Source organism: Mycobacterium sp. NS-7484 (genome assembly GCF_001953975.1).
GTDB lineage: Bacteria > Actinomycetota > Actinomycetes > Mycobacteriales > Mycobacteriaceae > Mycobacterium.
The window spans coordinates 1-21,345 of record NZ_MBEJ01000120.1 but is presented as its reverse complement, the minus strand read 5'-3'; the positions used below and the strand labels follow the sequence as shown (position 1 = coordinate 21,345).

General features: G+C 65.1%; 21 protein-coding genes and 2 riboswitches. Of the genes, 13 read left to right on the top strand and 8 right to left on the bottom strand.

Annotation, left to right across the window (positions count from 1 at the left end):
- From A5733_RS21490 to A5733_RS21470, 5 genes are all read left to right on the top strand, one after another.
- A partial coding sequence (locus tag A5733_RS21490; protein ID WP_142254135.1) for an FCD domain-containing protein occupies positions 1-377 on the top strand: 377 nt, incomplete at its 5' end.
- A gap of 338 nt (positions 378-715) precedes the next feature.
- Positions 716-2,149, top strand: coding sequence for a gamma-aminobutyraldehyde dehydrogenase (locus A5733_RS21485; RefSeq protein WP_076241592.1), 1,434 nt, complete (start codon positions 716-718; stop codon positions 2,147-2,149).
- Between the two features lie 40 nt (positions 2,150-2,189).
- Positions 2,190-2,534, top strand: a complete 345-nt coding sequence (locus A5733_RS21480; protein ID WP_142254134.1) for a hypothetical protein — start codon at positions 2,190-2,192, stop codon at positions 2,532-2,534.
- On the top strand, positions 2,531-4,273 hold the full coding sequence (locus tag A5733_RS21475; RefSeq protein ID WP_076241590.1) for an NAD(P)/FAD-dependent oxidoreductase: 1,743 nt from the start codon (positions 2,531-2,533) through the stop codon (positions 4,271-4,273). Before A5733_RS21480 ends, A5733_RS21475 begins: the two co-directional genes overlap by 4 nt.
- Positions 4,274-4,294: 21 nt before the next feature.
- The gene (locus tag A5733_RS21470; RefSeq protein ID WP_083666367.1) at positions 4,295-5,782 is read left to right on the top strand and encodes an APC family permease; all 1,488 of its coding nucleotides are present in this window, start codon (positions 4,295-4,297) and stop codon (positions 5,780-5,782) included.
- Positions 5,783-6,037: 255 nt separating this feature from the next.
- On the opposite strand, the gene A5733_RS21465 is transcribed toward A5733_RS21470, so the two are convergent.
- Entirely contained in the window at positions 6,038-6,889 is an 852-nt protein-coding gene (locus A5733_RS21465) for a nitronate monooxygenase family protein (RefSeq protein ID WP_233152756.1), read from the bottom strand.
- Positions 6,890-6,920: 31 nt separating this feature from the next.
- A riboswitch (guanidine-III (ykkC-III) riboswitch) is annotated at positions 6,921-6,985 on the top strand.
- 12 nt (positions 6,986-6,997) lie between these two features.
- Here A5733_RS21465 and A5733_RS21460 point away from each other — a divergent pair.
- Positions 6,998-7,315, top strand: a complete 318-nt coding sequence (locus A5733_RS21460) for a multidrug efflux SMR transporter (protein ID WP_067769570.1) — start codon at positions 6,998-7,000, stop codon at positions 7,313-7,315.
- On the opposite strand, the gene yhjD is transcribed toward A5733_RS21460, so the two are convergent.
- Genes yhjD through A5733_RS21445 form a run of 3 tightly spaced genes read right to left on the bottom strand, consistent with a single transcriptional unit; the run spans position 7,312 to position 9,786 of the window.
- A complete protein-coding gene (gene yhjD / locus A5733_RS21455; protein ID WP_067769567.1) occupies positions 7,312-8,328 on the bottom strand; it encodes an inner membrane protein YhjD in 1,017 nt (338 codons plus the stop codon). The two genes, A5733_RS21460 and yhjD, sit on opposite strands and share 4 nt — an antisense overlap.
- Before the next feature lie 21 nt (positions 8,329-8,349).
- The gene (gene trpS / locus A5733_RS21450) at positions 8,350-9,366 is read right to left on the bottom strand and encodes a tryptophan--tRNA ligase (RefSeq protein ID WP_076241588.1); all 1,017 of its coding nucleotides are present in this window, start codon (positions 9,364-9,366) and stop codon (positions 8,350-8,352) included.
- Between the two features lie 24 nt (positions 9,367-9,390).
- On the bottom strand, positions 9,391-9,786 hold the full coding sequence (locus A5733_RS21445) for a MarR family winged helix-turn-helix transcriptional regulator (RefSeq protein ID WP_076241587.1): 396 nt from the start codon (positions 9,784-9,786) through the stop codon (positions 9,391-9,393).
- Positions 9,787-9,864: 78 nt separating this feature from the next.
- On the opposite strand from A5733_RS21445, the gene A5733_RS21440 reads away from it, so the two are divergent.
- Positions 9,865-10,482 carry a TIGR03086 family metal-binding protein gene (locus A5733_RS21440; RefSeq protein WP_198938911.1) on the top strand — a complete coding sequence of 206 codons (618 nt, stop codon included), beginning with the start codon at positions 9,865-9,867 and terminating at the stop codon, positions 10,480-10,482.
- Here A5733_RS21440 and A5733_RS21435 read toward each other — a convergent pair.
- A complete protein-coding gene (locus A5733_RS21435; protein WP_076241593.1) occupies positions 10,473-11,264 on the bottom strand; it encodes an exodeoxyribonuclease III in 792 nt (263 codons plus the stop codon). The genes A5733_RS21440 and A5733_RS21435 overlap by 10 nt on opposite strands.
- A 90-nt stretch (positions 11,265-11,354) precedes the next feature.
- Here A5733_RS21435 and A5733_RS21430 point away from each other — a divergent pair, with 90 nt between their 5' ends.
- A complete protein-coding gene (locus A5733_RS21430; RefSeq protein WP_076241585.1) occupies positions 11,355-12,182 on the top strand; it encodes an alpha/beta fold hydrolase in 828 nt (275 codons plus the stop codon).
- Positions 12,183-12,286: 104 nt separating this feature from the next.
- On the opposite strand, the gene A5733_RS21425 is transcribed toward A5733_RS21430, so the two are convergent.
- Positions 12,287-14,527: an NADP-dependent isocitrate dehydrogenase gene (locus A5733_RS21425; RefSeq protein WP_076241584.1), complete on the bottom strand. Its 2,241-nt coding sequence runs from the start codon at positions 14,525-14,527 to the stop codon at positions 12,287-12,289.
- 275 nt (positions 14,528-14,802) lie between these two features.
- Positions 14,803-14,922: riboswitch (SAM riboswitch) on the top strand.
- A 166-nt stretch (positions 14,923-15,088) separates the two neighbouring features.
- Here A5733_RS21425 and A5733_RS21420 point away from each other — a divergent pair.
- The 3 genes from A5733_RS21420 to A5733_RS21410 are packed head-to-tail and all read left to right on the top strand — an operon-like array spanning position 15,089 to position 18,289.
- Positions 15,089-16,414 (top strand): bifunctional o-acetylhomoserine/o-acetylserine sulfhydrylase, encoded by a 1,326-nt coding sequence (locus tag A5733_RS21420; RefSeq protein ID WP_076241583.1) that lies wholly within the window; start codon positions 15,089-15,091, stop codon positions 16,412-16,414.
- A 19-nt stretch (positions 16,415-16,433) separates the two neighbouring features.
- The gene (locus A5733_RS21415) at positions 16,434-17,564 is read left to right on the top strand and encodes a homoserine O-acetyltransferase (RefSeq protein WP_067767672.1); all 1,131 of its coding nucleotides are present in this window, start codon (positions 16,434-16,436) and stop codon (positions 17,562-17,564) included.
- Positions 17,561-18,289, top strand: coding sequence for a class I SAM-dependent methyltransferase (locus tag A5733_RS21410; protein WP_067767667.1), 729 nt, complete (start codon positions 17,561-17,563; stop codon positions 18,287-18,289). The genes A5733_RS21415 and A5733_RS21410 overlap by 4 nt, the downstream gene beginning before the upstream one ends.
- Positions 18,290-18,440: 151 nt before the next feature.
- Here A5733_RS21410 and A5733_RS21405 read toward each other — a convergent pair whose 3' ends face one another.
- The gene (locus tag A5733_RS21405) at positions 18,441-18,734 is read right to left on the bottom strand and encodes a DUF3017 domain-containing protein (RefSeq protein ID WP_067767664.1); all 294 of its coding nucleotides are present in this window, start codon (positions 18,732-18,734) and stop codon (positions 18,441-18,443) included.
- A complete protein-coding gene (locus A5733_RS21400; RefSeq protein ID WP_067767688.1) occupies positions 18,731-19,582 on the bottom strand; it encodes a bifunctional methylenetetrahydrofolate dehydrogenase/methenyltetrahydrofolate cyclohydrolase in 852 nt (283 codons plus the stop codon). The genes A5733_RS21405 and A5733_RS21400 overlap by 4 nt, the downstream gene beginning before the upstream one ends.
- A 38-nt stretch (positions 19,583-19,620) precedes the next feature.
- Between A5733_RS21400 and A5733_RS21395 the strand changes: the two genes are divergently transcribed.
- Together A5733_RS21395 and A5733_RS21390 are read left to right on the top strand one after the other, a co-directional pair.
- On the top strand, positions 19,621-20,844 hold the full coding sequence (locus A5733_RS21395) for an NADH:flavin oxidoreductase (RefSeq protein ID WP_076241582.1): 1,224 nt from the start codon (positions 19,621-19,623) through the stop codon (positions 20,842-20,844).
- 7 nt (positions 20,845-20,851) lie between these two features.
- A complete protein-coding gene (locus tag A5733_RS21390; RefSeq protein ID WP_233152755.1) occupies positions 20,852-21,298 on the top strand; it encodes a hypothetical protein in 447 nt (148 codons plus the stop codon).
- Positions 21,299-21,345 lie beyond the last annotated feature (47 nt).

Below are 21,345 nucleotides of genomic sequence, written 5' to 3'. Positions count from 1 at the left end.
TGGGGCCGGACACCGACCTGTTGCCGCTGGTTGCGGCGATGGAGGAGTTCAAGTCAGCGCTGAAAACCGAGGATCCACGCACGATCGTTGAGAAGGATCTCGCGATCCACCAGGCAATAGTCGGGATGATGAACAGCCCGCGCCTGGACAAGTTCTACTCCGAGTTGCTGTCGGATCTCCGCTACTTCCTTCTCGTCTTGTCTCTGGATCATCATGAGTATGAAAGCGGTTCTGGCCTCCTCGCCGAACATCAGCGGATCGTTGCGGCCTTCGCCTCTCGGGATCCCCAGCACGCACGAACCACCATCGCCGAGATCATTACGGAGAACCGAGATGAAGTGCGCAAGATATTGGCGGGACGAAAGCCGGCCGACTAACACGCTTCGCGTCAGCGGTTCCCGCGCAACCCCCTCGCACCATTCCGGTCCCGCATGTAGCGCCGCCACAGCACGACCGGTGGTCGAATTTTGCATGCGACTTCGATAGCAGCCGACCAACTGCACCGGTCAGCGGCCTCATAATCCCTGAGCTGGATAATCCCTGAGCTGGCGGCCTTGCCGTGCCGCCAGCTCATAGTCCCAGCGCAGTTCACAACTTTGGGCTCGGTTTCTGTTGCGCACATCTCATCCCTGTGCTTAAGTGCTCCATGTCAACTGTTGAACACTAGGACACGAGGACGGCGGACGTCGTCGAGTCCGTTTGGGAGGAAGTACACATGGCTGACGGCCACCTCATGTTCGTCGGGGGCGAGCGTGTCTCTGCCGCTAGCGGCGCGACCGAAGCGGTCATCAACCCTGCGAATGGCCAACAGATCGCGACGGTGCCGGCCGGCGATGCAACCGATGTCAATCGAGCCGTCGCCGCGGCGGAGCAGGCCTTTGACAGATGGGCTGACACCACTCCAGGAAAGCGCGCAGAGCTCTTGCTCAAGCTGGCCGATCGCCTCGAAGCCCATGCCGAAGAATTCGCGCAGTTGGAATCGCGCAACGTCGGCAAGCCCATCGCGGTTGCCCGCGAAGAAGTGCCATTCGGCGTGGACAATATGCGATTCTTCGCTGGCGCCGCACGCGTGCTCGAGGGGCGCGCTGCAGGAGAGTACTCCCCTTCACACACCAGCATCATCCGGCGCGATCCGCTGGGCGTGGTAGGCAGCGTCGCACCCTGGAACTTTCCACTCGTCATGGCGATTTGGAAGATCTGTCCCGCACTGATGACCGGAAACACATTGGTACTAAAGCCAAGTGAGCAGACCCCGTTGAGCACACTGCGGCTGGCCGAATTAGCCGCCGACCTCTTCCCGGCCGGTGTCTTCAACGTGGTCACCGGACATGGCGACACCGTCGGTGCGGCATTGACATCGCATCCGAGGGTGCGGATGAGTTCTTTGACCGGTGACACGTCGACCGGCAAGGTTGTCGCCCGTGCCGGCGCCGACAACCTGAAGCGCCTGCACCTCGAACTTGGTGGCAAGGCACCGGTTCTGGTGTTCGACGACTGCGACGCCGAACTGGCGATCACCAAGATCTGCGAGGGCGGCTACGGCAACTCCGGCCAAGACTGCATGGCAGCGTCCCGGGTCTACATCGCCGACACCATTTACGACGAGTTCGTCGCCGAACTGACCCGCGCGGTGTCGAAGGTCGCAATGGGTCAACCCGAGCATGAGTCCACGGAAATGGGCCCCGTGATCTCCGAACGTCACCGCGACCGTGTGGCCGGCTTCGTCGACCGGGCGACCGCTTCCGGGCCGGCCGCTCTGGCCGTTGGTGGCCTCGGAAGCGGCCCGGGGTTCTGGTACAAGCCCTCGTTGATCATCGATGCAGCCCAAGACTCGGAGATCGTCCAGAAGGAGGTCTTCGGTCCGGTCGTCACCACTACCCGGTTCTCCAGCGAAGAGCAGGCGTTCGCGTGGGCCAACGATGTCGAATACGGCTTGGCGGCTTCGGTATTCACCAAGGATGTCGGCCGGGCGATGCGCGCTGCACGCAAACTTCAGTTCGGAACCGTGTGGATCAACGACCACCTGCCGATTGTTTCGGAGATGCCGCACGGTGGCTTCAAACAGTCCGGCCACGGCAACGACATGTCTATCTACTCCGTGGAGGAATACACGGAGATCAAGCACATCATGATCAATCTCGAATCTTGATCAGATCATTACTATTTCAACAACTTTGGAGCATTCCGTCATGACTGACCCCCGCCGCCCCGTCGTTGCGGTAAACCTGTTCTCGATGTTGCCCGGCGTCGACCCGGCCGAGTTCGAGCGCTTTTCCACCGAGGTGGACCGGCCGACATGCCTGGCTCACAGCCACATCGTTCGACGGTTCGAAGCGTTTCGTGTCAACGACGCCCCTGACGGAGCTCCTGCGGACATTCTGGAAATCATGGAGGTCACCGACTGGGCGGACTGGGAGCAGCTGCGCGACAACCACCCCACCCTCAAGCCTGTCATCGAGGGGTTTGACGCACTCGTCGACCCAGCCACCGTCCGCACTTATTTCACCACCGTCATCTCTGGAGAATTGCGATGAGCAACACCACCACTGCCACCATGTACGACGCGATCATCATCGGCGCCGGCCATAACGGCCTCATCACTGCCGGCTATCTAGCCCGTGCCGGCAAGAAGGTCCTCGTTGTCGAGGCCCGCGACGTCGTCGGTGGGGCCTGTACCAGCGAGGAATTGATCGCTGGTTCCACCTGGTCGTCGTGCGCCTTCATCGCCAGCCTGCTGCGACCGGAGATCATCGCCGATCTCGAACTGGAGCGCTACGGCTTGGAGATGTACCAGACCGAAGCCAATGAGGTCAGCATCTTCCCGGACGGCAGCCACCTGTTCGTCTGGAAAGACATGGACAAGACGCTCAAGGAGATCGAGAAGTTCTCCAAGACCGACGCCGGCGCCTTCCTGGACTTCGGGCTGCGGGTCAAGAAATTCGCGTCGATCCTGACGCCGTTCCTGATGTCTCCGGCTCCGAGCCGCTCGCAGGTGCTGGCCGCATTCGAGGCTGCGGGCGCGGAGGACCTGTTCAACGAAATGGTTCTGCTGTCGACCAAGGATCTGCTGGACCGATACTTCGAGAACGAGCACATCAAAGGTCTGTTCACCTTTTTCGGGATGATCTCAGTCTGGGGTGGGCCATCGACGCCTGGCACCGGCTACGTGTATGGGCATCACTCCGTGGGCGAGTTCAAGGGCACGCTGGGCCAATGGGGCTTCGTCAAAGGCGGTATGGGCGGAATCACCCAGGCCATGGCCCGCAGCGCCGAAGCCCACGGCGCGAAGATCCGGTTGAGCTCACCGGTCAAGCAGGTGGTAGTGACCAAGGGCAAGGCGACCGGCGTCAAACTGGTCAGCGGCGAGGTCATCTCGGCACGAACCGTGATCTCAAACGCCGACCCGCAGCGCTCGATGCTGCAGCTGCTTCCGGCCAATGCCATCGATGCCAAGCTGAAGGCGAAGATGCAGGAATACGATGCCCGCGGCTCGATGGCGCGCATCCACCTGCTGATCGACGAACTCCCCGATTACATTGGATTTCCTGCTGGAGTGCAGGGGCCCCAGCACCAGGCGCAGGCGATCATGGGCGCGTCGATCGAGAACTTTGAGCGCGCATGGGAAGCCGAACGACGTGGGGAGATCCCTGACGACTTCGTCATCGAAGCCGTAATCCAATCCACCCACGACAGCACTCTGGCACCGAAGGGCAAGCACACCATGACCCTTGGGGTGCAACAACTTCCATTCGAACTCGCGGGCACCGATTGGGACACTATTCGTGATGAGTGGGCTGACAAAGTCCTCGAAGTGCTCTTCCGCTACGCACCCAATCTGCGCGACCACATCCTCGAGAGGGTCATCATCACCCCTAAAGACCTCGAGCGGGACTACGGCCTGACCGGTGGCAACATCTTCCACGGGTCGATGTTCCTCGACCAACTATTCAACAACCGGCCCGCCCCGGAGCTGGCCGATTACCGGACCACCGTGGACGGCTACTACCTCTGCGGATCGGGCACGCACCCCGGTGGCGGCGTCATGGGCGCCAACGGCCACAACGCAGCCCAGGTGGTTATTGCCGATCTGAACGGCACGCCGGCCCCAAGCGCACAGCGCGTTAGCCCGGCAGCGAAAGCTGGCGTCATCGACCAAGCCATAGAGACGGTGATGACCACGAAGACAGGCAAGAAGCTCGGCTATCTCGTCGCCACCACCCCGGCGCTTCGCAAGGTCATCAAGTTCGCCGCCCGCAGCAAAGTCACCCATTAACCTCACGCCAAAGGACCCGCCATGCTTTATCAAGAAGACTCCAAGCCCCTGGCAACCGTGAAGGAATCACCCGACGGTTCAACAGGTCTGGCTCGCAACCAGATCGGCGTTCTGGGCATCGTGTTCTTCGTCATCGCCGCCGCATCTCCCCTGACTGTGGTGGTGGCGCTGTTCCCAGTGATCATCGGCTCTGGAAACGGGGTCGGAATCGCGGGTACCTTCCTGCTCGTCGCCCTCGTACTTGCCGTGTTTGCAGTGGGATACGTGGCGATGAGTAAACACATCACCAACGCCGGCGCCTTCTACGCCTTCATCACCCGAGGTCTCGGCAGGCCACTCGGCCTTGGTTCGGCATCGTTGGCGATCTTTGGGTACAACGCGATCCAGCTTGGCGTCATCGGTGGATTCGGTTACTACGCTTCGGCATTCGTCAGCAGGCACACAGGTGTAATCATTCCGTGGTGGCTGTTCTCGATCCTCGTCATGGGTGCTTCACTGTTTCTTGGTGTCCGCCAGATCCACGCCGGTACCCGGGTGCTGGCCGTGCTGTTGACACTGGAGACCGGCATCATCGTGGTACTCAACGCCGGTATCCTGGTGAACTCGCCGAACCCGATCAGTAACTACTCGCTGCAGCCCTTCCTCCCGTCGGCCGTATTCGCCGGCGCGCTCGGTGTCGCGCTGATGTTTGCTCACGCGTCGTTCATCGGCTTCGAAGGCACCGCGATCTACGGTGAAGAAGCCAAAGATCCCAAGCGCACAGTTCCCAGAGCTACGTACGCCTCGGTGATCTTCATGGGTGTGTTCTACGCCGTCACGGCGTTCCTGATCGTCAACGCCGTCGGCGTCGGCGAAGTAGTAGGTCTAGCCGAGACCGAAGGCAGCGACCTAGTTTTCGCCGTCAGTAACAGTGTGCTGGGACGTATCGGCACCGAAGCGTTCCAACTGCTGATCATCACCAGCCTCTTCGCAGCCATCCTGACGTTCCACAACAACGTCGCGCGCTACCTCTACTCGCTCGGCCGACAGGGCGTCATCTGGTCCCGACTGGGCACCACCCACCCGAAACGGCACTCCCCGGCGTTGGCCTGCTATGTCCAGATCGGCATGGTCGCGACGGTGGTGGCCATCTTCGCAATCCTCGGCCTTGATCCGTACACCACATTGTTCACCTGGTGGACCGGAGTCGGTGCGGCCGGCATCATCCTGCTGCAAACCATCGCCAGCATTGCCATCTTCGTGTTCTTCCGCCGCTCCAACGTCGACAAGCGGCCGTGGAACACCTTTATCGCGCCACTGCTGGGCATCGCCGGCCTGCTGCCGTTTCTCTGGTACGCGCTGACGGGCATGGACCTGTTACTGGGTGGCGGTGGCTGGCTACAGTTCACCTTCACGACCATGCTGTTCGCCTCGCTGGCCATCGGCGTCATCGGAGCTTACGTGATTAAAGTTCGTTCCCCCGAACGCTATGCACAGCTGAACTCCACGCTTGGCGATCGCTTGAATTGACCTCATAGGTCAGCTCTTCAGCCCGGCAGGTGCCTTACAGTCATCTGCCGGGCTGAAGGTTGTCGATTGGTATAGATGGGGGTAGGCCGGTTCTCCCGCCGACTCAGGCAAAGGGGGCCACCAACGGTGTGGCCATTGAATTGACACCCAGCAATCAATCATGAATTTGCCGATTCGGCTGACAATTAATTGCCGCTCGAGTTGAATACTCCTCGAGCCTGCCAAACCGCCGCCGCTCTAGACGGTTTGGCAGGCTCACCAATGCCAGCGTGCCAGCAGCTCCGCGGCGCCTCCTGTCAGCGACTTCACGATTTCGGCAACCGTTTCGGAGCGTTGGACGGCCCCGACCCCCTGCCCCGCGTTGACCGGCGATCCGGCCAACACCCGCTCAGGGATGCTGCTCGGCCACCGATAGCCCGCGGCGAGATCGTATTCGCTGGTCAACTTGGTAGCGTCGCCGTCGGCAGCAATCAGAGCCGTGCGCGCCGGGTCCGGGGTGAGCGACTCGGCACAGGCGGCGAACGCCGTACCGACCCAGGCCGCGGCCGCCCCGGCCGCCAACACCGCGGCCACCGCCCGGGCCGAGGAGACCCCGCCGGCAGCCACCACCGGCACGTCGACGGCATCGAGCACATCGGCCAGCAGCGGCAGGGTGCCCACCGTCGGCTCACCATGACCGCCGCCCTCGGCGCCCCGCGCCACCAATACGTCGACGCCGGCGTCGACCGCGCGTCGTGCCGCGTCGACCGTGGCCACCTGGGTGGTCACCGTCAGTCCTGCATCGTGGGCCTGGCGGACCCACTCCCAGTCGTCGCCGAAACTCACGCTCAGCAGTGCCGGCTGCGCCGCGACCGCGACGTCGAGCAGATCCGGGCGATCCTGAACAACCCAGTGCACCAACCCGATTCCGAATCGGGCCCCCGCCAGGTGGGTGAGCTCGGCTTTCAGCTGATCGGCGGTCGCCGAACTGCCCATCCCGACCATGCCCAGACCGCCCGCCGCAGAGACCGCGGCGGCCAGCCGACCCCCGGCCGCTCCGCCCATCGGCGCGTTGACGATCGGAACGTTGATGCCCATGGACCGCGACCACGTGGTTGCCAAGCTCACAGCCTGCAATGTTACGTCGTTGTTACAATGGTTTTCGCCAGCACCTGGCACCGGACGAGGCACACCCGTACCCGGACAGCGACAAGACGGGATGTTTGGAGGTGTCTCATGGCCTGGTTGATTCTCGTCGTCTCAGGTGTCTTGGAAGCGGTCTGGGCGACCGCATTGAGCAAGACCGAGGGCTTCACCCGCCTGGCGCCATCGGTGGTATTCGGTGTGGCACTACTGTTCTCGATGATCGGGCTGGCCATCGCCATGCGAACCCTGCCTCCCGGCACCAGCTATGCGGTGTGGGTAGGCATCGGGGCGGTGCTCACCGTCGGATACGCGATGCTCACCGGCGCCGAGTCCGCATCGGTGGTCAAGGTATTGCTGATGCTCGGTGTCGTGGGCTGCATCGTGGGCCTCAAGGCCGTCAGCCACTAACGACGCAGCAGCCGCGAAAGACCCAGCGCACCAATTGCTCCCGCCGCTGCAGCGGCCAGGACACCGGGCGCGCCCAGCCCCTCGCGGACTTGCACACGGGTGACGATCTGGGCCGGGTCGGGCGGAAGCACCGGCGCCTCGGCCAGGCTCTCTCTGGACGTCGCCGCCCAGGCGGTCGCGAACAGGATCAGCCGCGCGGTGACATAGGCGAACACCATCAAGCCCAACACCGGGCCGAATGTCGCCCCGGCGGGTCCGTTGATCACCGATTGCAGGTAGATCGAGGCCACCTGCTTGAAGATCTCGAAGCCTACGGCAGCCAGCAAGCCGGCCCGGATCGACCGACGGAACGGTACCGGCTCGCGCGGTAACCGGGAGATGATCCAGGTGAACAACAGCCACGAGATCGCGACGGACACGCTGATCGAGATGACCCGCAGCCCGCCGCCGAGTACCGCACCGTCGTGAAGGCCGATCCAGCGCAACACCTTTCGCATCAGGGCGGGGTCGCCGAGGACGGTCAGACCGATGGTGATCACCATCGCCAAGAACGCCGACACCAAGGCGAACAGATCGGAGAGCTTGTTGCCGACGAAGTTGGACTCGGCGTGTTGCTCCCACATTTGGCTGAGCGCCTGGCGCAGGTTGGACATCCATCCCAGCCCGGCCCACACCGCCGTCGCCAACCCGATCACGCCGACCGTGCCACGCGAGGCGATTGCCGAATCCATCAGCGTCACCAGTTGCTGACCGAGGTCGCCCGACACCGCATCACGGATGCGGTCCTCGATCTGGTCGAGCAGATCGCGTCGCCGAGCCAGCAGGAAACCGCCCGCAGCGAAACCGACCATCAACAACGGGAACAGCGCGAAGATCGTGAAGTACGTGATGCCTGCGGCGTAGAAGTTGCCGTTGCAGTCGTTGTAGCGCTCCTGCGCCCGCATGACATGGTCGAACCAGGGAAAGCGCGCGCGCACCCGGGCCAGCATTCCGGGCTTCTCCGGCTCGTCCACCGCCAACCCCTCCCCTGGCGCCTATGGTGTTTGCTGGAGAAACCCTATCCTGTCGTAAACCCGCGCAAGGGTATTGCCGGCGACCTCTCGGGCGTGTTCGGCCCCGGCCGCCAGAACCGACTGGAGCTCAGCCGGGTCTGCCAGCAATTCGTCCACCCGGGTCTTGATCGGAGTGACGAACTCGACGACGGCCTCGGCGGTCTCCTTCTTCAGGTCGCCGTAGCCACGGCCGGCGTAGCCTTCGACCAGCTTGCCGATGTCGGTACCGGTGACCGCGGACTGGATGGTCAGCAGGTTCGAGATGCCGGGCTTGGCCTCGGTGTCGAACCGGATCTCCCGCTCGCTGTCGGTCACCGCCGAGCGAATCTTCTTGGCCGTGGCCTTGGGATCGTCGAGCAGGCTGATCAGCCCGGCGTCACTGGCCGCCGACTTGCTCATCTTCGCCGACGGGTCCTGCAGGTCGTAGATCTTGGCCGTCGCCTTCGGGATCATCGCCTCGGGGACGACGAACGTCTCCGGGAACCGGGCGTTGAACCGCTGCGCCAGGTCGCGGGCCAGCTCCAGGTGCTGACGCTGATCCTCCCCGACCGGGACCAGATCGGTGTCGTACAGCAGCACGTCGGCGGCCATCAGCACCGGGTAGGTGAACAGACCCACCGTGGTCGCATCCGCGCCCTGCTTCTGCGACTTGTCCTTGAACTGCGTCATCCGCGACGCCTGGCCGAAACCGGTGAAACAGCCCAGCACCCAAGCCAATTGGCTGTGTTCGGGCACGTGACTCTGGACGAACACGGTGCTGCGGGCCGGGTCGATACCCAACGCCAGGTACTGCGCAGCGGTCACCAGGGTGCGCCGGCGCAACGTCTCGGGATCCTGCGGCACGGTGATGGCGTGCTGGTCGACCACACAGAAGAACGCCTCGTAACCGTCCTGCAGCTGCGCCCAGTGCGTGACGGCACCCAGCGCGTTGCCGAGGTGCAGGGAGTCAGAGGTGGGCTGAGCGCCCGAGAACACGACCTGTTTGCTTGCGCTACTCATGATCTTTTGATTTTCGCACTGGTGTCATCCGGATTCTTCGCGGGTCAGCTGCTGCAGCACGCGCAGGAACACTCTCCGGTCGTCAGCGGACAGCTCAGCCAACCAACGCTCCTCGCCGCGCTGAATCTCCCGCTGCACCGCGTCCTTGACCGCCCGCCCCGCTTCGGTGATGGCCAGCAGCCGGGCCCGCCGGTCGTCGGGGTCGGCTTCACGTTCGATGAAGCCTTGCTGTTGCAGGTCATCGAGGGTGCGGATGATCCGGGTCTTGTCGGCGCCGATCGCCTCGGCCAGTGCCGCCTGGGTGCGCACCGCCGACCGGTCCAGCGCCGACAACACCACATACCCCCACATGGTTACGCCATGGGCGTCCAACACCGGCTGTTCAGCGGCGATGAGTTCACGCAGCAACGGCGCGAGCATGGCCGCGAGGTCGGGGCGCTTCGACACCGGCCCAGCGTAGGCGTTGCCATATCATGTGCACGCGCATATCGTATGCGCATGCCTACTATTGACGCCGATCTCCGTCCCCTTCATCGCGTTGCGGTCCTGTGCTCCGTCGACCTCGTCGATGGGGTCAGCCGTTCCGATCTGGACCGCCCGACCCCCTGCGCGGGCTGGCTGTTGTCCGATCTCCTGGCCCACATGACGGTGCAGCACCGTGGGTTCGCCGCCGCGGCCCGCGGACATGGCGACGACGAAGCCGTCTGGAACGTCGAAACCGTGGCCGCCGCGGTGCGCGCCGATCCGGCCGGTACGTATGCCGCGGCCGCCCACGACGTGCTCGACGCCTTCGCCGCCGACGGCGTCACCGACGCCACGTTCGCCCTTCCCGAGTTCGGACCGGACGCGACCTTCCCCGGCGCGTTGGCGATCGGGTTCCATTTCGTGGACTACGCCGTGCACGGCTGGGACGTCGCGGCTTCGATGGGTGTGCCGTACCAACTGCCGTCCGATGTCGTCTCCGCCGTGCTGCCGCTCGTGTTGGCGATCCCCGACGGCGATTTCCGCGACAGTGCGGCCTCACCGTTCGACCGGGCGGTCGACGCTTCGGCCGCAACGGATTTCGAGAAGGTCCTGCTACATCTCGGCCGGAGGCCGGACTGGGGTCAGCCGTAACAGACCGTCACCGGCGAGTGGTCCGACCATCGCAGCGCATACAGCTCGGCTCGGTCGACCCGTGCCGAGGTGGCCCGGACCGCCAGCGTCGGGCTGGCCAGGTGGTAGTCGATGCGCCAGCCGGCGTCGTTGTCGAACGCCTTACCGCGCCATGACCACCAGCTGTAGGGCCCGGCCACATCGGGATGCAGCACCCGCACCACATCCACCCAACCGGTGCCCAACAACTCGGTGAGCCACGCACGTTCGCTGGGCAGGAAGCCGGCCTTCTTGAGGTTGCCCTTCCAGTTCTTGATGTCGTTCTCGGTGTGGGCGATGTTCCAATCACCACACAGCACCGCGTCGTGGGCATGCAGTTCGGCCATCCGCGCTGCGAGGGTGGCCATGAACCGCTCCTTCTCCAGCTGACGGTCCGTCTCGGCCTCGCCGGTCGGCACGTACACGCTGGCCACGGTCACCCCGGCGGTGTCCACCTCGAGGTAGCGCCCGTGGGTCTCGAACTCGTCGGAGACCAGCAGCCGCGCCGCCTCGATGGGGTGACGGGACAACACGGCAACGCCGTTGCGCCCCTTCACATGCGGAACGGCCGAGGCCAGGTTCCAGCCGTCGGCCAATGCCGGCGCCAGGGCATCGTTGAGCTGCTCGTCGTCGGCCCGGGTTTCCTGCAGACACACCACATCAGCCTCGGTTTCCTTCAGCCAGGGCAGCAGACCGAGATTGTCGGTGGACCGCTGCTTGACCGCGGCGCGAATACCATTGACGTTGATGGTGCTGACGGTCAGGGATGCCGGAGTTGCCACGGCCCAGACCCTACCGATGGGCAACGACAGCCCCCTTGCGGTACCGGCGGTATCACTTTAGGGTCGGGCGGCATGGCAGAACGTGCTCCCATTCATCTCGGCTCTGGCGAGCCGATCCTGCTGCTGCACCCATTCCTGCTGTCGCAGAGCGTGTGGAAATACGTCGCACCGCAGCTTGCCGCCACCGGCCGCTACGAGGTGTTCGCCCCGACCATGGCCGGCCACCACGGCGGTCCGCACGCGCCGCTGCTCCTCGACGTCGCGACGTTGGCCGACGATGTCGAGCGCCGGCTCGACGAAATCGGCTGGTGCACCGCCCACATCGTCGGCAATTCCTTGGGCGGCTGGGTCGCCTTCGAGCTGGAACGGCGCGGCCGGGCCCGCACGCTGACCGGCATCGCCCCCGCCGGTGGCTGGTCGATGCACACGTTGGCGAAGTACGAGATCATCGCCAAGTTCATGGCCGCACTTCCGGTGGTCCTGACCACCGCGGTGCTGCGGCGGCAGTTGCTCAAATTGCCACTGACCAAGCAGATTTCCTACGTAGCCGTGAGCGCGACACCCGACGTGCTCAACGACAGCGACCGCCGCGATCTGATCGACGACCTGGCACACTGCCCGGCCTACTTCAAACTCATGGTCAAGGCCTTGACCACCGCGGGCCTGATGGAGATCGAGAACTCCCGCACCCCGACTCAACTGGTGATCTGCGAAAAGGACCGCGTCCTGCCGACGCCGCGGTTCACCCGGCACTTCACGAACAGCCTGGCACCGGATGCCGTGGTGAAGACATTGAACGGTGTCGGCCACGTCCCGATGTTCGAGGCACCTGACACGATCACCCGGGTGATCACCGAGTTCGTCGACCGGCACATGGACCAAACGCGCGCCACGGGGTAGGCCGGTACAAAGAACGCCCAGATTGCACCCAGGGACAAAATCTCGGCGGGATTTGTCCCTGGGTGCAATCTCGGTGAGGCTGTCCCGACGTGAGCCGGGAAGGCTTAGACCTTCTCGGAGGCCGCCAAGGCCTCGTTGAAGGTCTTGCTCGGCCGCATCACCTCGGCGGTCTTCTCCCGATCCGGGTAGTAGTAGCCACCGATGTCAGCCGGCTTGCCCTGCGCGGCATTGAGTTCGGCGACGATGGCCTCCTCCTGCTCACCGAGCGTCTTGGCCAGCGGGGCGAAGTGCTCGGCCAGTTCTTTGTCCTCGGTCTGCTCGGCCAGCGCCTGCGCCCAGTACAGCGCCAGATAGAACTGGCTGCCCCGGTTGTCGAGCTCGCCGGTCTTGCGCGACGGAGACTTGTTCTCGTCCAACAACTTTCCGGTCGCGGTGTCCAGCGCCGCGGCCAGCACCTTGGCCTTGTCGTTGTTGAGCTTGTTGCCCATGTCGTCCAAGCTGGCGCCCAGCGCCAGGAACTCACCGAGCGAATCCCAGCGCAGGTGGTTCTCCTCCACCAGCTGGTGCACGTGCTTGGGCGCCGAGCCGCCGGCACCGGTCTCGTACAGGCCACCACCGGCCATCAACGGCACGATCGAGAGCATCTTGGCGCTGGTGCCCAGTTCCAAGATCGGGAACAGGTCGGTCAGGTAGTCGCGCAGGATGTTGCCGGTCGCGGCGATGGTGTCCTGGCCGCGGATCACGCGTTCGAGGGTGTAGCGCATGGCCCACACCTGCGGCAGGATCGTGATGTCCAGGCCCTCGGTGTCCTCTTCCTTGAGGTAGGCCTTGACCTTCTTGCGCAGCTCGTTCTCGTGCGGCCGCTCGTCGTCGAGCCAGAACACGCACGTCATCCCCGACAACCGCGCCCGGTTGACGGCCAGCTTGACCCAGTCGCGGATCGGGGCGTCCTTGACGATCGGCATCCGCCAGATGTCGCCCTCTTCGACCTCCTGGCTCAGCAGCACCTCGCCGGTGTCGATGTCGACGATCTTTGCAACGCCAGCCTCGGAGATCTCGAAGGTCTTGTCGTGGCTGCCGTACTCCTCGGCCTTCTGCGCCATCAGGCCGACGTTGGGCACCGTGCCCATTGTGGTCGGGTCGAACTGACCGTGGGTCTTACAGAAGTTGATCATCTCCTGGTAGATCCGCGAGAACGTGGACTCCGGGTTGACCGCCTTGGTGTCCTTGGTGCGGCCGTCGGCGCCGTACATCTTGCCGCCGAGACGGATCATGGCCGGCATCGACGCGTCGACGATGACGTCCGACGGCGAATGGAAGTTCGAGATGCCCTTGGCCGAATCCACCATGGCCAGCTCCGGCCGGTGCTCGTGGCAGCGGTGCAGGTCTTCGATGATCTCCTCGCGCTGCGAGGCGGGCAGTGCCTCGATCTTGCTGTAGAGATCCGACAGGCCGTTGTTGACGTTGACCCCGAGCTCGTCGAACAGCTTCTCGTGCTTGGCGAAGGCGTCCTTGTAGAACACCTTGACGGCGTGGCCGAACACGATCGGGTGGCTGACCTTCATCATGGTCGCCTTGACGTGCAGCGAGAACATCACGCCGGTCTTGTAGGCGTCCTCGATCTGCTCCTCGTAGAACTCGATCAGCGCCTTGCGGCTCATGTACATCGAGTCGATGACGTCACCCTCGTCGAGCTTGACCTCGGGCTTGAGCACGATCGTCTCGCCACCCTTGGTCTCCAGCTCCATCCGGACGTTGCGCGCCTTGTCCAGGGTCATCGACTTCTCACCGTGGTAGAAGTCGCCGGTCTTCATGGTGGCCACGTGGGTGCGCGAAGCCTGCGACCATTCGCCCATGCTGTGCGGGTGCTTGCGCGCGTACTCCTTGACCGCCTTGGGGGCACGACGATCCGAGTTACCTTCGCGCAGAACCGGGTTCACCGCGCTGCCGAGGATCTTGGCGTAGCGCTCCTTGAGAGCCTTCTCCTCGTCGGTCTTGGCCTCACCCGGGTAGTCCGGGATCGCGTAACCCTTCTCCTGCAGTTCCTTGATCGCGGCGGTGAGCTGCGGGACCGAGGCGCTGATGTTGGGCAGCTTGATGATGTTGGTTTCGGGCAGCTGGGTGAGACGGCCCAGTTCGCCGAGGTTGTCCGGGACACGCTGTTCTTCGGTCAGGTAGTCGCCGAACTCGGCCAGGATGCGGGCCGCGACCGAGATGTCGCTGGTCTGGATGTCGATGCCGGCCGGTTCCGCGAAGGCGCGGATGATCGGCAGGAAGGAGTACGTCGCAAGCAGCGGCGCCTCGTCGGTCAGCGTGTAGATGATGGTCGGCTGCTGGGCAGTCATGGTTGGTCTCCCGGCGTCAGTTCGGTTCGACGAGGATCACTCGTTTCACCCGTGGCTTTTCGCTGCTGTCGTATCGCGGGCCAGACTACAAGGGCGCGAACGGCCGCGAAGGAGCAGCTTTTATTACCGACCAGTAACTTTGGGTTACGTCAAGGCCGCCGGAAACGTCGGCGCACCCGCCGAAGTGAACGTGTTCCAGTCCGGCCTACGCAGTTGGCAAACGCACCGGAGAACCGACTGGCACCGCCTCAACGCATTGCGATAAGCTGCAAGCCGGTCATGAGCGCCAGCGACAAGCCCCGGCTTGCTGGCCGGCAACCCTCCAACCGCGGTGGGGTGCCCCGGGTGATGACCAGGTTGAGCAGCTGTATGCGGCTGTAAGGCAAGCGCGGGTCCGTCGGATCGGGCCCCCAGAGAGACAGGGAAACCTGATGGAGGCCACCCATGTGTTGTTGTCCTTGACCTGTTGCCGTCCGCGCGCCGTCTGTGACGGCGGCCTCGACGCCCGGTAGACGACCCACCTTCCTTCCTCATCCCCTTCCGCGGAGGAGACAACCCACCATGGCCAACGCCGAGAACTGGTCCTTCGAGACCAAGCAGATCCACGCCGGTCAGACCCCCGACAGCGCCACGAATGCCCGGGCCCTGCCGATCTACCAGACCACGTCCTACACCTTCAACGACACCGCGCACGCAGCCGCGCTGTTCGGCCTGGAACAACCGGGCAACATCTACACCCGGATCATGAACCCGACCACCGATGTCGTCGAACAGCGCATCGCCGCGCTCGAAGGCGGCGTGGCGGCCCTGTTCTTATCCTCGGGTCAGGCCGCATCGACGTTCGCGCTGCTCAACATCGCCGGGGCCGGCGATCACATCGTGTCCTCCCCGCGGCTCTACGGCGGCACCTACAACCTGTTCCACTACACCCTTGCCAAGCTCGGCATCGAGGTGAGCTTCGTGGACAACCCCGACGACCTCGATTCCTGGCGCGCCGCGGCCCGACCGAACACCAAGGCGTTCTTCGGCGAGACCATCTCCAATCCGCAGATCGACATCCTCGACATCCCCGGTGTCGCCGCCGTCGCCCACGACACCGGCGTCCCGCTGATCGTCGACAACACGATCGCCACCCCGTACCTGATCCAGCCGATCACCCACGGGGCCGACATCGTCGTGCACTCGGCGACCAAGTACCTCGGCGGGCATGGGTCAGCCATCGCGGGCGTCATCGTCGACGGCGGCACCTTCGACTGGGCGGCCAGCGGACGGTTCCCCGGGTTCACCACCCCCGACCCCAGCTACCACGGCGTGGTCTTCGCCGAGCTCGGCGCACCGGCCTACGCACTCAAGGCCCGGGTGCAGTTGCTGCGTGACTTGGGGAGCGCCCTGGCACCGTTCAACGCCTTCCTCATCGCGCAGGGATTAGAGACGCTGTCGCTGCGTGTTGAACGGCACGTGGCCAATGCACAGAAGGTCGCCGAACACCTGGCCGGCCATGACGGCGTGACCTCGGTGAACTACGCCGGGCTTCCCACCTCGCCGTGGTACGAGCTGGGCCGCAAGCTCGCCCCCAAGGGCACCGGCGCGGTGCTGTCGTTCGAACTGGCCGGCGGAGTGGAGGCCGGCAAGGCGTTCGTCGACGCGCTGACCCTGCACAGTCACGTCGCCAACATCGGCGACGTGCGTTCGCTGGTCATCCATCCCGCATCCACGACGCATCAACAGCTCAGCGCCGAAGAGCAACTCGCCAGCGGTGTCACCCCCGGCCTGGTACGGCTGGCGGTCGGCCTCGAGGGAATCGACGACATCCTGGCGGACCTGGAACAGGGATTCGCCGCGGCTCGTCCGTTCAGCGGGGTGCCGCAGACTGCGGCGACGGTGTAGGCGGCGAGAGAACACCGGCATGACGATCACCGAAGAACCAGCCGTGTCCACCGTGGCGTTGCCTGCCGAGGGCGAGATCAGCGTGGTCAACATCGGTTCGCTGACGCTGGAGAACGGCACCGTCCTTCCTGACGTCCACATCGCCGTGCAGCGGTGGGGCGAACTCTCCCCCGAGCGCGACAACGTGGTGATGGTGCTGCATGCGCTGACCGGCGACTCCCACGTCACGGGACCGGCCGGCGACGGCCACCCGACCGCGGGCTGGTGGGACGGGGTGGCCGGTCCCGGCGCCCCGATCGACACCGACCGGTGGTGCGCGATCTCGACCAACGTGCTGGGCGGCTGCCAGGGCTCGACCGGCCCCGGATCACCGGCGCCCGACGGAAAGCCTTGGGGCTCAAGGTTTCCCCAGATCACCATCCGCGACCAGGTCGAGGCCGACCGAGCCGCACTGGCGGCCTTCGGCATCACCGAGGTGGCCGCCGTCGTCGGCGGGTCGATGGGCGGGGCCCGTGCCCTGGAGTGGATGATCGGCCACCCCGACGAGGTGCGGGCCGGGTTGGTGCTGGCCGTCGGTGCTCGCGCCACCGCCGACCAGATCGGCACCCAGAGCACCCAGGTGGCCGCGATCAAAGCCGACCCGGACTGGCAGGGCGGGGATTACCACGGCACCGACCGCGCCCCGATGGCCGGCATGGAAATCGCCCGGCGCTTCGCACACCTGACCTACCGCGGCGAAGAGGAACTCGACGAGCGGTTCGCCAACGATGCCCAGGGCGACGAGGACCCGACCACCGGCGGACGCTACGGGGTGCAGAGCTATCTCGAATACCAGGGCGGCAAGCTCGCCCGCCGGTTCGATCCGGGCACCTACGTGGCCCTGTCCGACGCACTGTCCACGCACGACGTGGGCCGCGGACGTGGCGGCGTCGACGCGGCGCTGCGCAGCTGCCCGGTGCCCGTCATCGTCGGCGGGATCACCTCCGATCGGCTCTACCCGATCCGGTTACAACAGGAACTGGCCGAGCTGTTGCCCGGATGTGGCGGTCTCGACGTCGTCGACTCGGCCTACGGGCACGACGGCTTCCTGGTGGAGACCGAAGTGGTGGGCAAGTTGATCCGCAGAACACTGGAGCTGGCACAACGGTGAATTCGCCCAAGCAGCGCTCCCTGTCCTTCGGCTCGGAAGCCGCGGCATATGAACGCGGCCGGCCGTCGTATCCGCCGGAGGCGATCGACTGGCTGCTTCCCGACGGCGCCCACGACGTGCTCGACCTCGGCGCGGGCACGGGAAAGTTGACCACCCGGCTGGTGGAACGCGGGCTGGACGTGATCGCCGTCGACCCGATCCCGGAAATGCTTGAGCTGCTGTCGAACTCACTGCCCGACACCCCGGCGCTGCTGGGCACCGCCGAGGAGATCCCCCTGGCCGACGACAGCGTCGACGCGGTGCTGGTGGCCCAGGCATGGCACTGGTTCGACCCGGTACGCGCAGCCAAGGAGATCAGCCGGGTGCTGCGCCCGGGCGGTCGCCTGGGACTGGTGTGGAACACCCGCGACGAGCGGATGGGCTGGGTCAAGGATCTCGGCCAGATCATCGGCCCGGAACACGACCCGTTCACCAACGAGGTGACCCTGCCCGAGCCCTTCTCCGAGACCGAACGCCACCAGGTCGAGTGGACGAGTTACCTGACCCCCCAGGCACTCATCGACCTGGTGGCCTCCCGCAGTTACTGCATCACCTCGCCCGAGCAAGTCCGCAAGAAGACGCTGGGACAGGTACGCGAACTACTGGCCACCCATCCCGCGCTGGCCAACTCCACCGGCTTGGCGCTGCCGTATGTCACGGTGTCCATCCGAGCGACGCTGGCCTGAGTCCCGAATGTGAACTTGTTCTCCACAAGTCGGCGAAATCTCGCCAACGAGTTCACTTTCGGCGGAGATCCGGTCAGGCGCTGAGCTCCTCGACCGCCGAGGTGCCGAACCAGCGCGCCAGGGAAGCGCCCAGGCCAGGCCCGGGGTTCGGTCAGCTGGTACCCAACGGATCGATCGTCCAGGCGATGTAGAGCACCGCCGCACTCACCGTGGCGGTGGTGGCGAAGTCGATGGTTCGCGAGCGCACCACGAGAAGACCGGCGCGGTCATCGGCCAGCGCCAGCCGCAATGCCGCGGCTGCGCCCACCCCGATCCCGATGACCAGGGCGCCACGACGCCAATAGCCCGCCACCACCAAGATGAACGCCGCGACGAAGAACAGCCCGACCACCAGGATCGGCCATTGTCCGGCAATCACCTTGCGGACGAACTCCTTTGCCGTCACGCCAGTTTCGACTCTTCGAGCTCGACGACATTGGTCAGCAGAAACGCCCGGGTCAGCGGCCCGACGCCGCCCGGGTTGGGTGACACATGCCCGGCCACGTCCCAGACGTCGGGGGCGACGTCACCGGTGAGCTTGCCGTCGACCCGGCTGACGCCGACGTCGACGACGGCCGCCCCGGGCTTGACCATGTCCGCGGTCACCATGTGCGGAACGCCGACCGCGGCGATGATGATGTCGGCCTGCCGGGTGAGCGCGGGCAGATCGCGGGTACCGGTGTGGCAGAGGGTGACGGTGGCGTTCTCGGAGCGACGGGTCAGCAGCAGACCCATCGGCCGGCCCACGGTGACGCCACGGCCGATCACGACGACATGCGCCCCTGCGATCGGCACGTCGAACCGACGCAGCAGGTGCACGATGCCGCGCGGGGTGCAGGGCAGCGGCGCGTCCTTCCCGAGCACCAGCCGGCCCAGGTTGGTCGGGTGCAGACCGTCGGCGTCCTTGGCCGGGTCGATGCGCTCCAGCGCGGCGTTCTCGTCGAGATGCTTGGGCAGCGGCAGCTGCACGATGTAACCCGTGCAGTCCGGATTGGCATTGAGCTCGTCGATAGTCTCGTCGAGCTGGGCCTGCGTGATGTCGGCGGGCAGGTCGCGGCGGATCGAGTTGATCCCCACCTTGGCGCAATCGGCGTGCTTGCCCCGCACATAGGCCTGCGAACCCGGGTCCTCCCCGACCAACACCGTCCCCAGCCCCGGCGTCCGGCCCGCCTCGGTCAACTTCGCCACGCGCTGCTTGAGGTCGACGAAGATCTCGTCGCGCGTGGCCTTACCGTCCAGAACAATCGCACCCACGGGTGCCATTGTGTCAGGTGACGTGGCAAGCTCCATCTATGAACACTCAGCCCAATGTGTTCACTGATGTTTTCAGTGAGGCCAAGCTCGGCCCGGTGACGCTTCGCAACCGCATCATCAAGGCCGCCACGTTCGAAGCGTCCACACCGGATGCGCTGGTCACCGAAGATTTGATCAACTACCACCGGTTGCCCGCCGCCGGCGGCGTCGGCATGACCACCGTCGCCTACTGCGCGGTGGCCCCCGGCGGGCGCACCGACGGCTGGCAGATCTGGATGCGGCCCGAGGCCGTACCGGGCCTGACCAAGCTCACCGAGGCCGTGCACGCCGAGGGCGCGGCGATCAGCGCCCAGATCGGGCACGCCGGGCCGGTGGCCAACTCGCGGACCAACAAGGCCCAGGCCCTCGCGCCGGTGCGGTTCTTCAACCCGCTGTCGATGCGGTTCGCCAAGAAAGCCACCATCGACGACATCCGCGACGTCACCGAAGCTCACGCCAATGCCGCGCGGCTGGCCATCGACTCCGGATTCGACGCCGTCGAGGTTCACCTCGGTCATAACTATCTGGCCAGCTCGTTCCTCTCCCCGCTGATCAACCGGCGCACCGACGAGTTCGGCGGATCGTTGGAGAACCGCGCGAAGGTGGCCCGCGGCGTGGTGCGCGCGGTGCGCGACGCCGTCGACAAACACGGCGGCAAGAAGATCGCCGTCATCGCCAAACTCAACATGAGTGACGGCATCCGCGGCGGTATCCCGATGGACGAGTCCCTGCAGACCGCCAAGTGGCTCGAGGAGGACGGTGGCCTGGACGCCATCGAGCTCACCGCGGGCAGCTCACTGGTGAACCCCATGTACCTGTTCCGCGGCGGCGCCCCGGTCAAGGAGTTCGCCGCGAACTTCAAGCCCCCGATCAGCTGGGGCATCCGGATGAGCGGCAACAAGTTCTTCCGCGAGTATCCGTACCACGAGGCGTATCTGATGCGCGACGCCGAGAAGTTCCGCGCCGAGCTGACGATGCCGATCATCCTGCTGGGCGGTATCACCAACCGCGAGACCATGGACCGGGCGATGGCCGCGGGCTTCGAGTTCGTCGCGATGGGCCGGGCCCTGCTGGCCGAGCCGGACCTGCTCAACCGGATCAAAGCCGAGACGGTCAAGGGTTCGGTCAAATCGCTGTGCACGCACTGCAACAGCTGTATGCCCACGATTTACAGCCACACCCACTGCGTGGTGACGGGAGCTCCGGATTCACTCGTGAGCTAATAGCTCCATGGGCGGTAACCACCCCAGCGACACCATGGTCACCTACCGCTACGTCCGGGTGGGCTTGGTGGCGCTGGTGGTGTTCCTGCTGTGCTCGTTGGGGTTGACCTGGGCGCACAGTTGCCTGCAGGGCTCGATCAGCGCGTTCTTCTACACGCGGACCCACGCCGTGTTCGTGGCCGCGCTGTGCGCGATCGGCATCTGCCTGATCGCCTACAAGGGCAGCCGGGTCGGCGAAGACGCGCTGCTGAACTTCGCCGGGTTCATGGCCTTCATCGTGGCCCTGGTTCCCACCGGTCCGGTCGAGTTGTGCCGGCCCTGGTTGCCGAGCGTGGCCGATCCGTTCGGCGCCGTCGGCAACAACATCGCGTCGCTGTTCGTGGCCGTCGCCGCGGGCACCGGCATGTACCTGGCGCTGCAGCGGTGGCGCCCCCGCGATCGCGATGGCCAATAGTGCTGCGGGCAGCCACTTCTCGACCCGCTGCTGCGGGTCGAGATGGT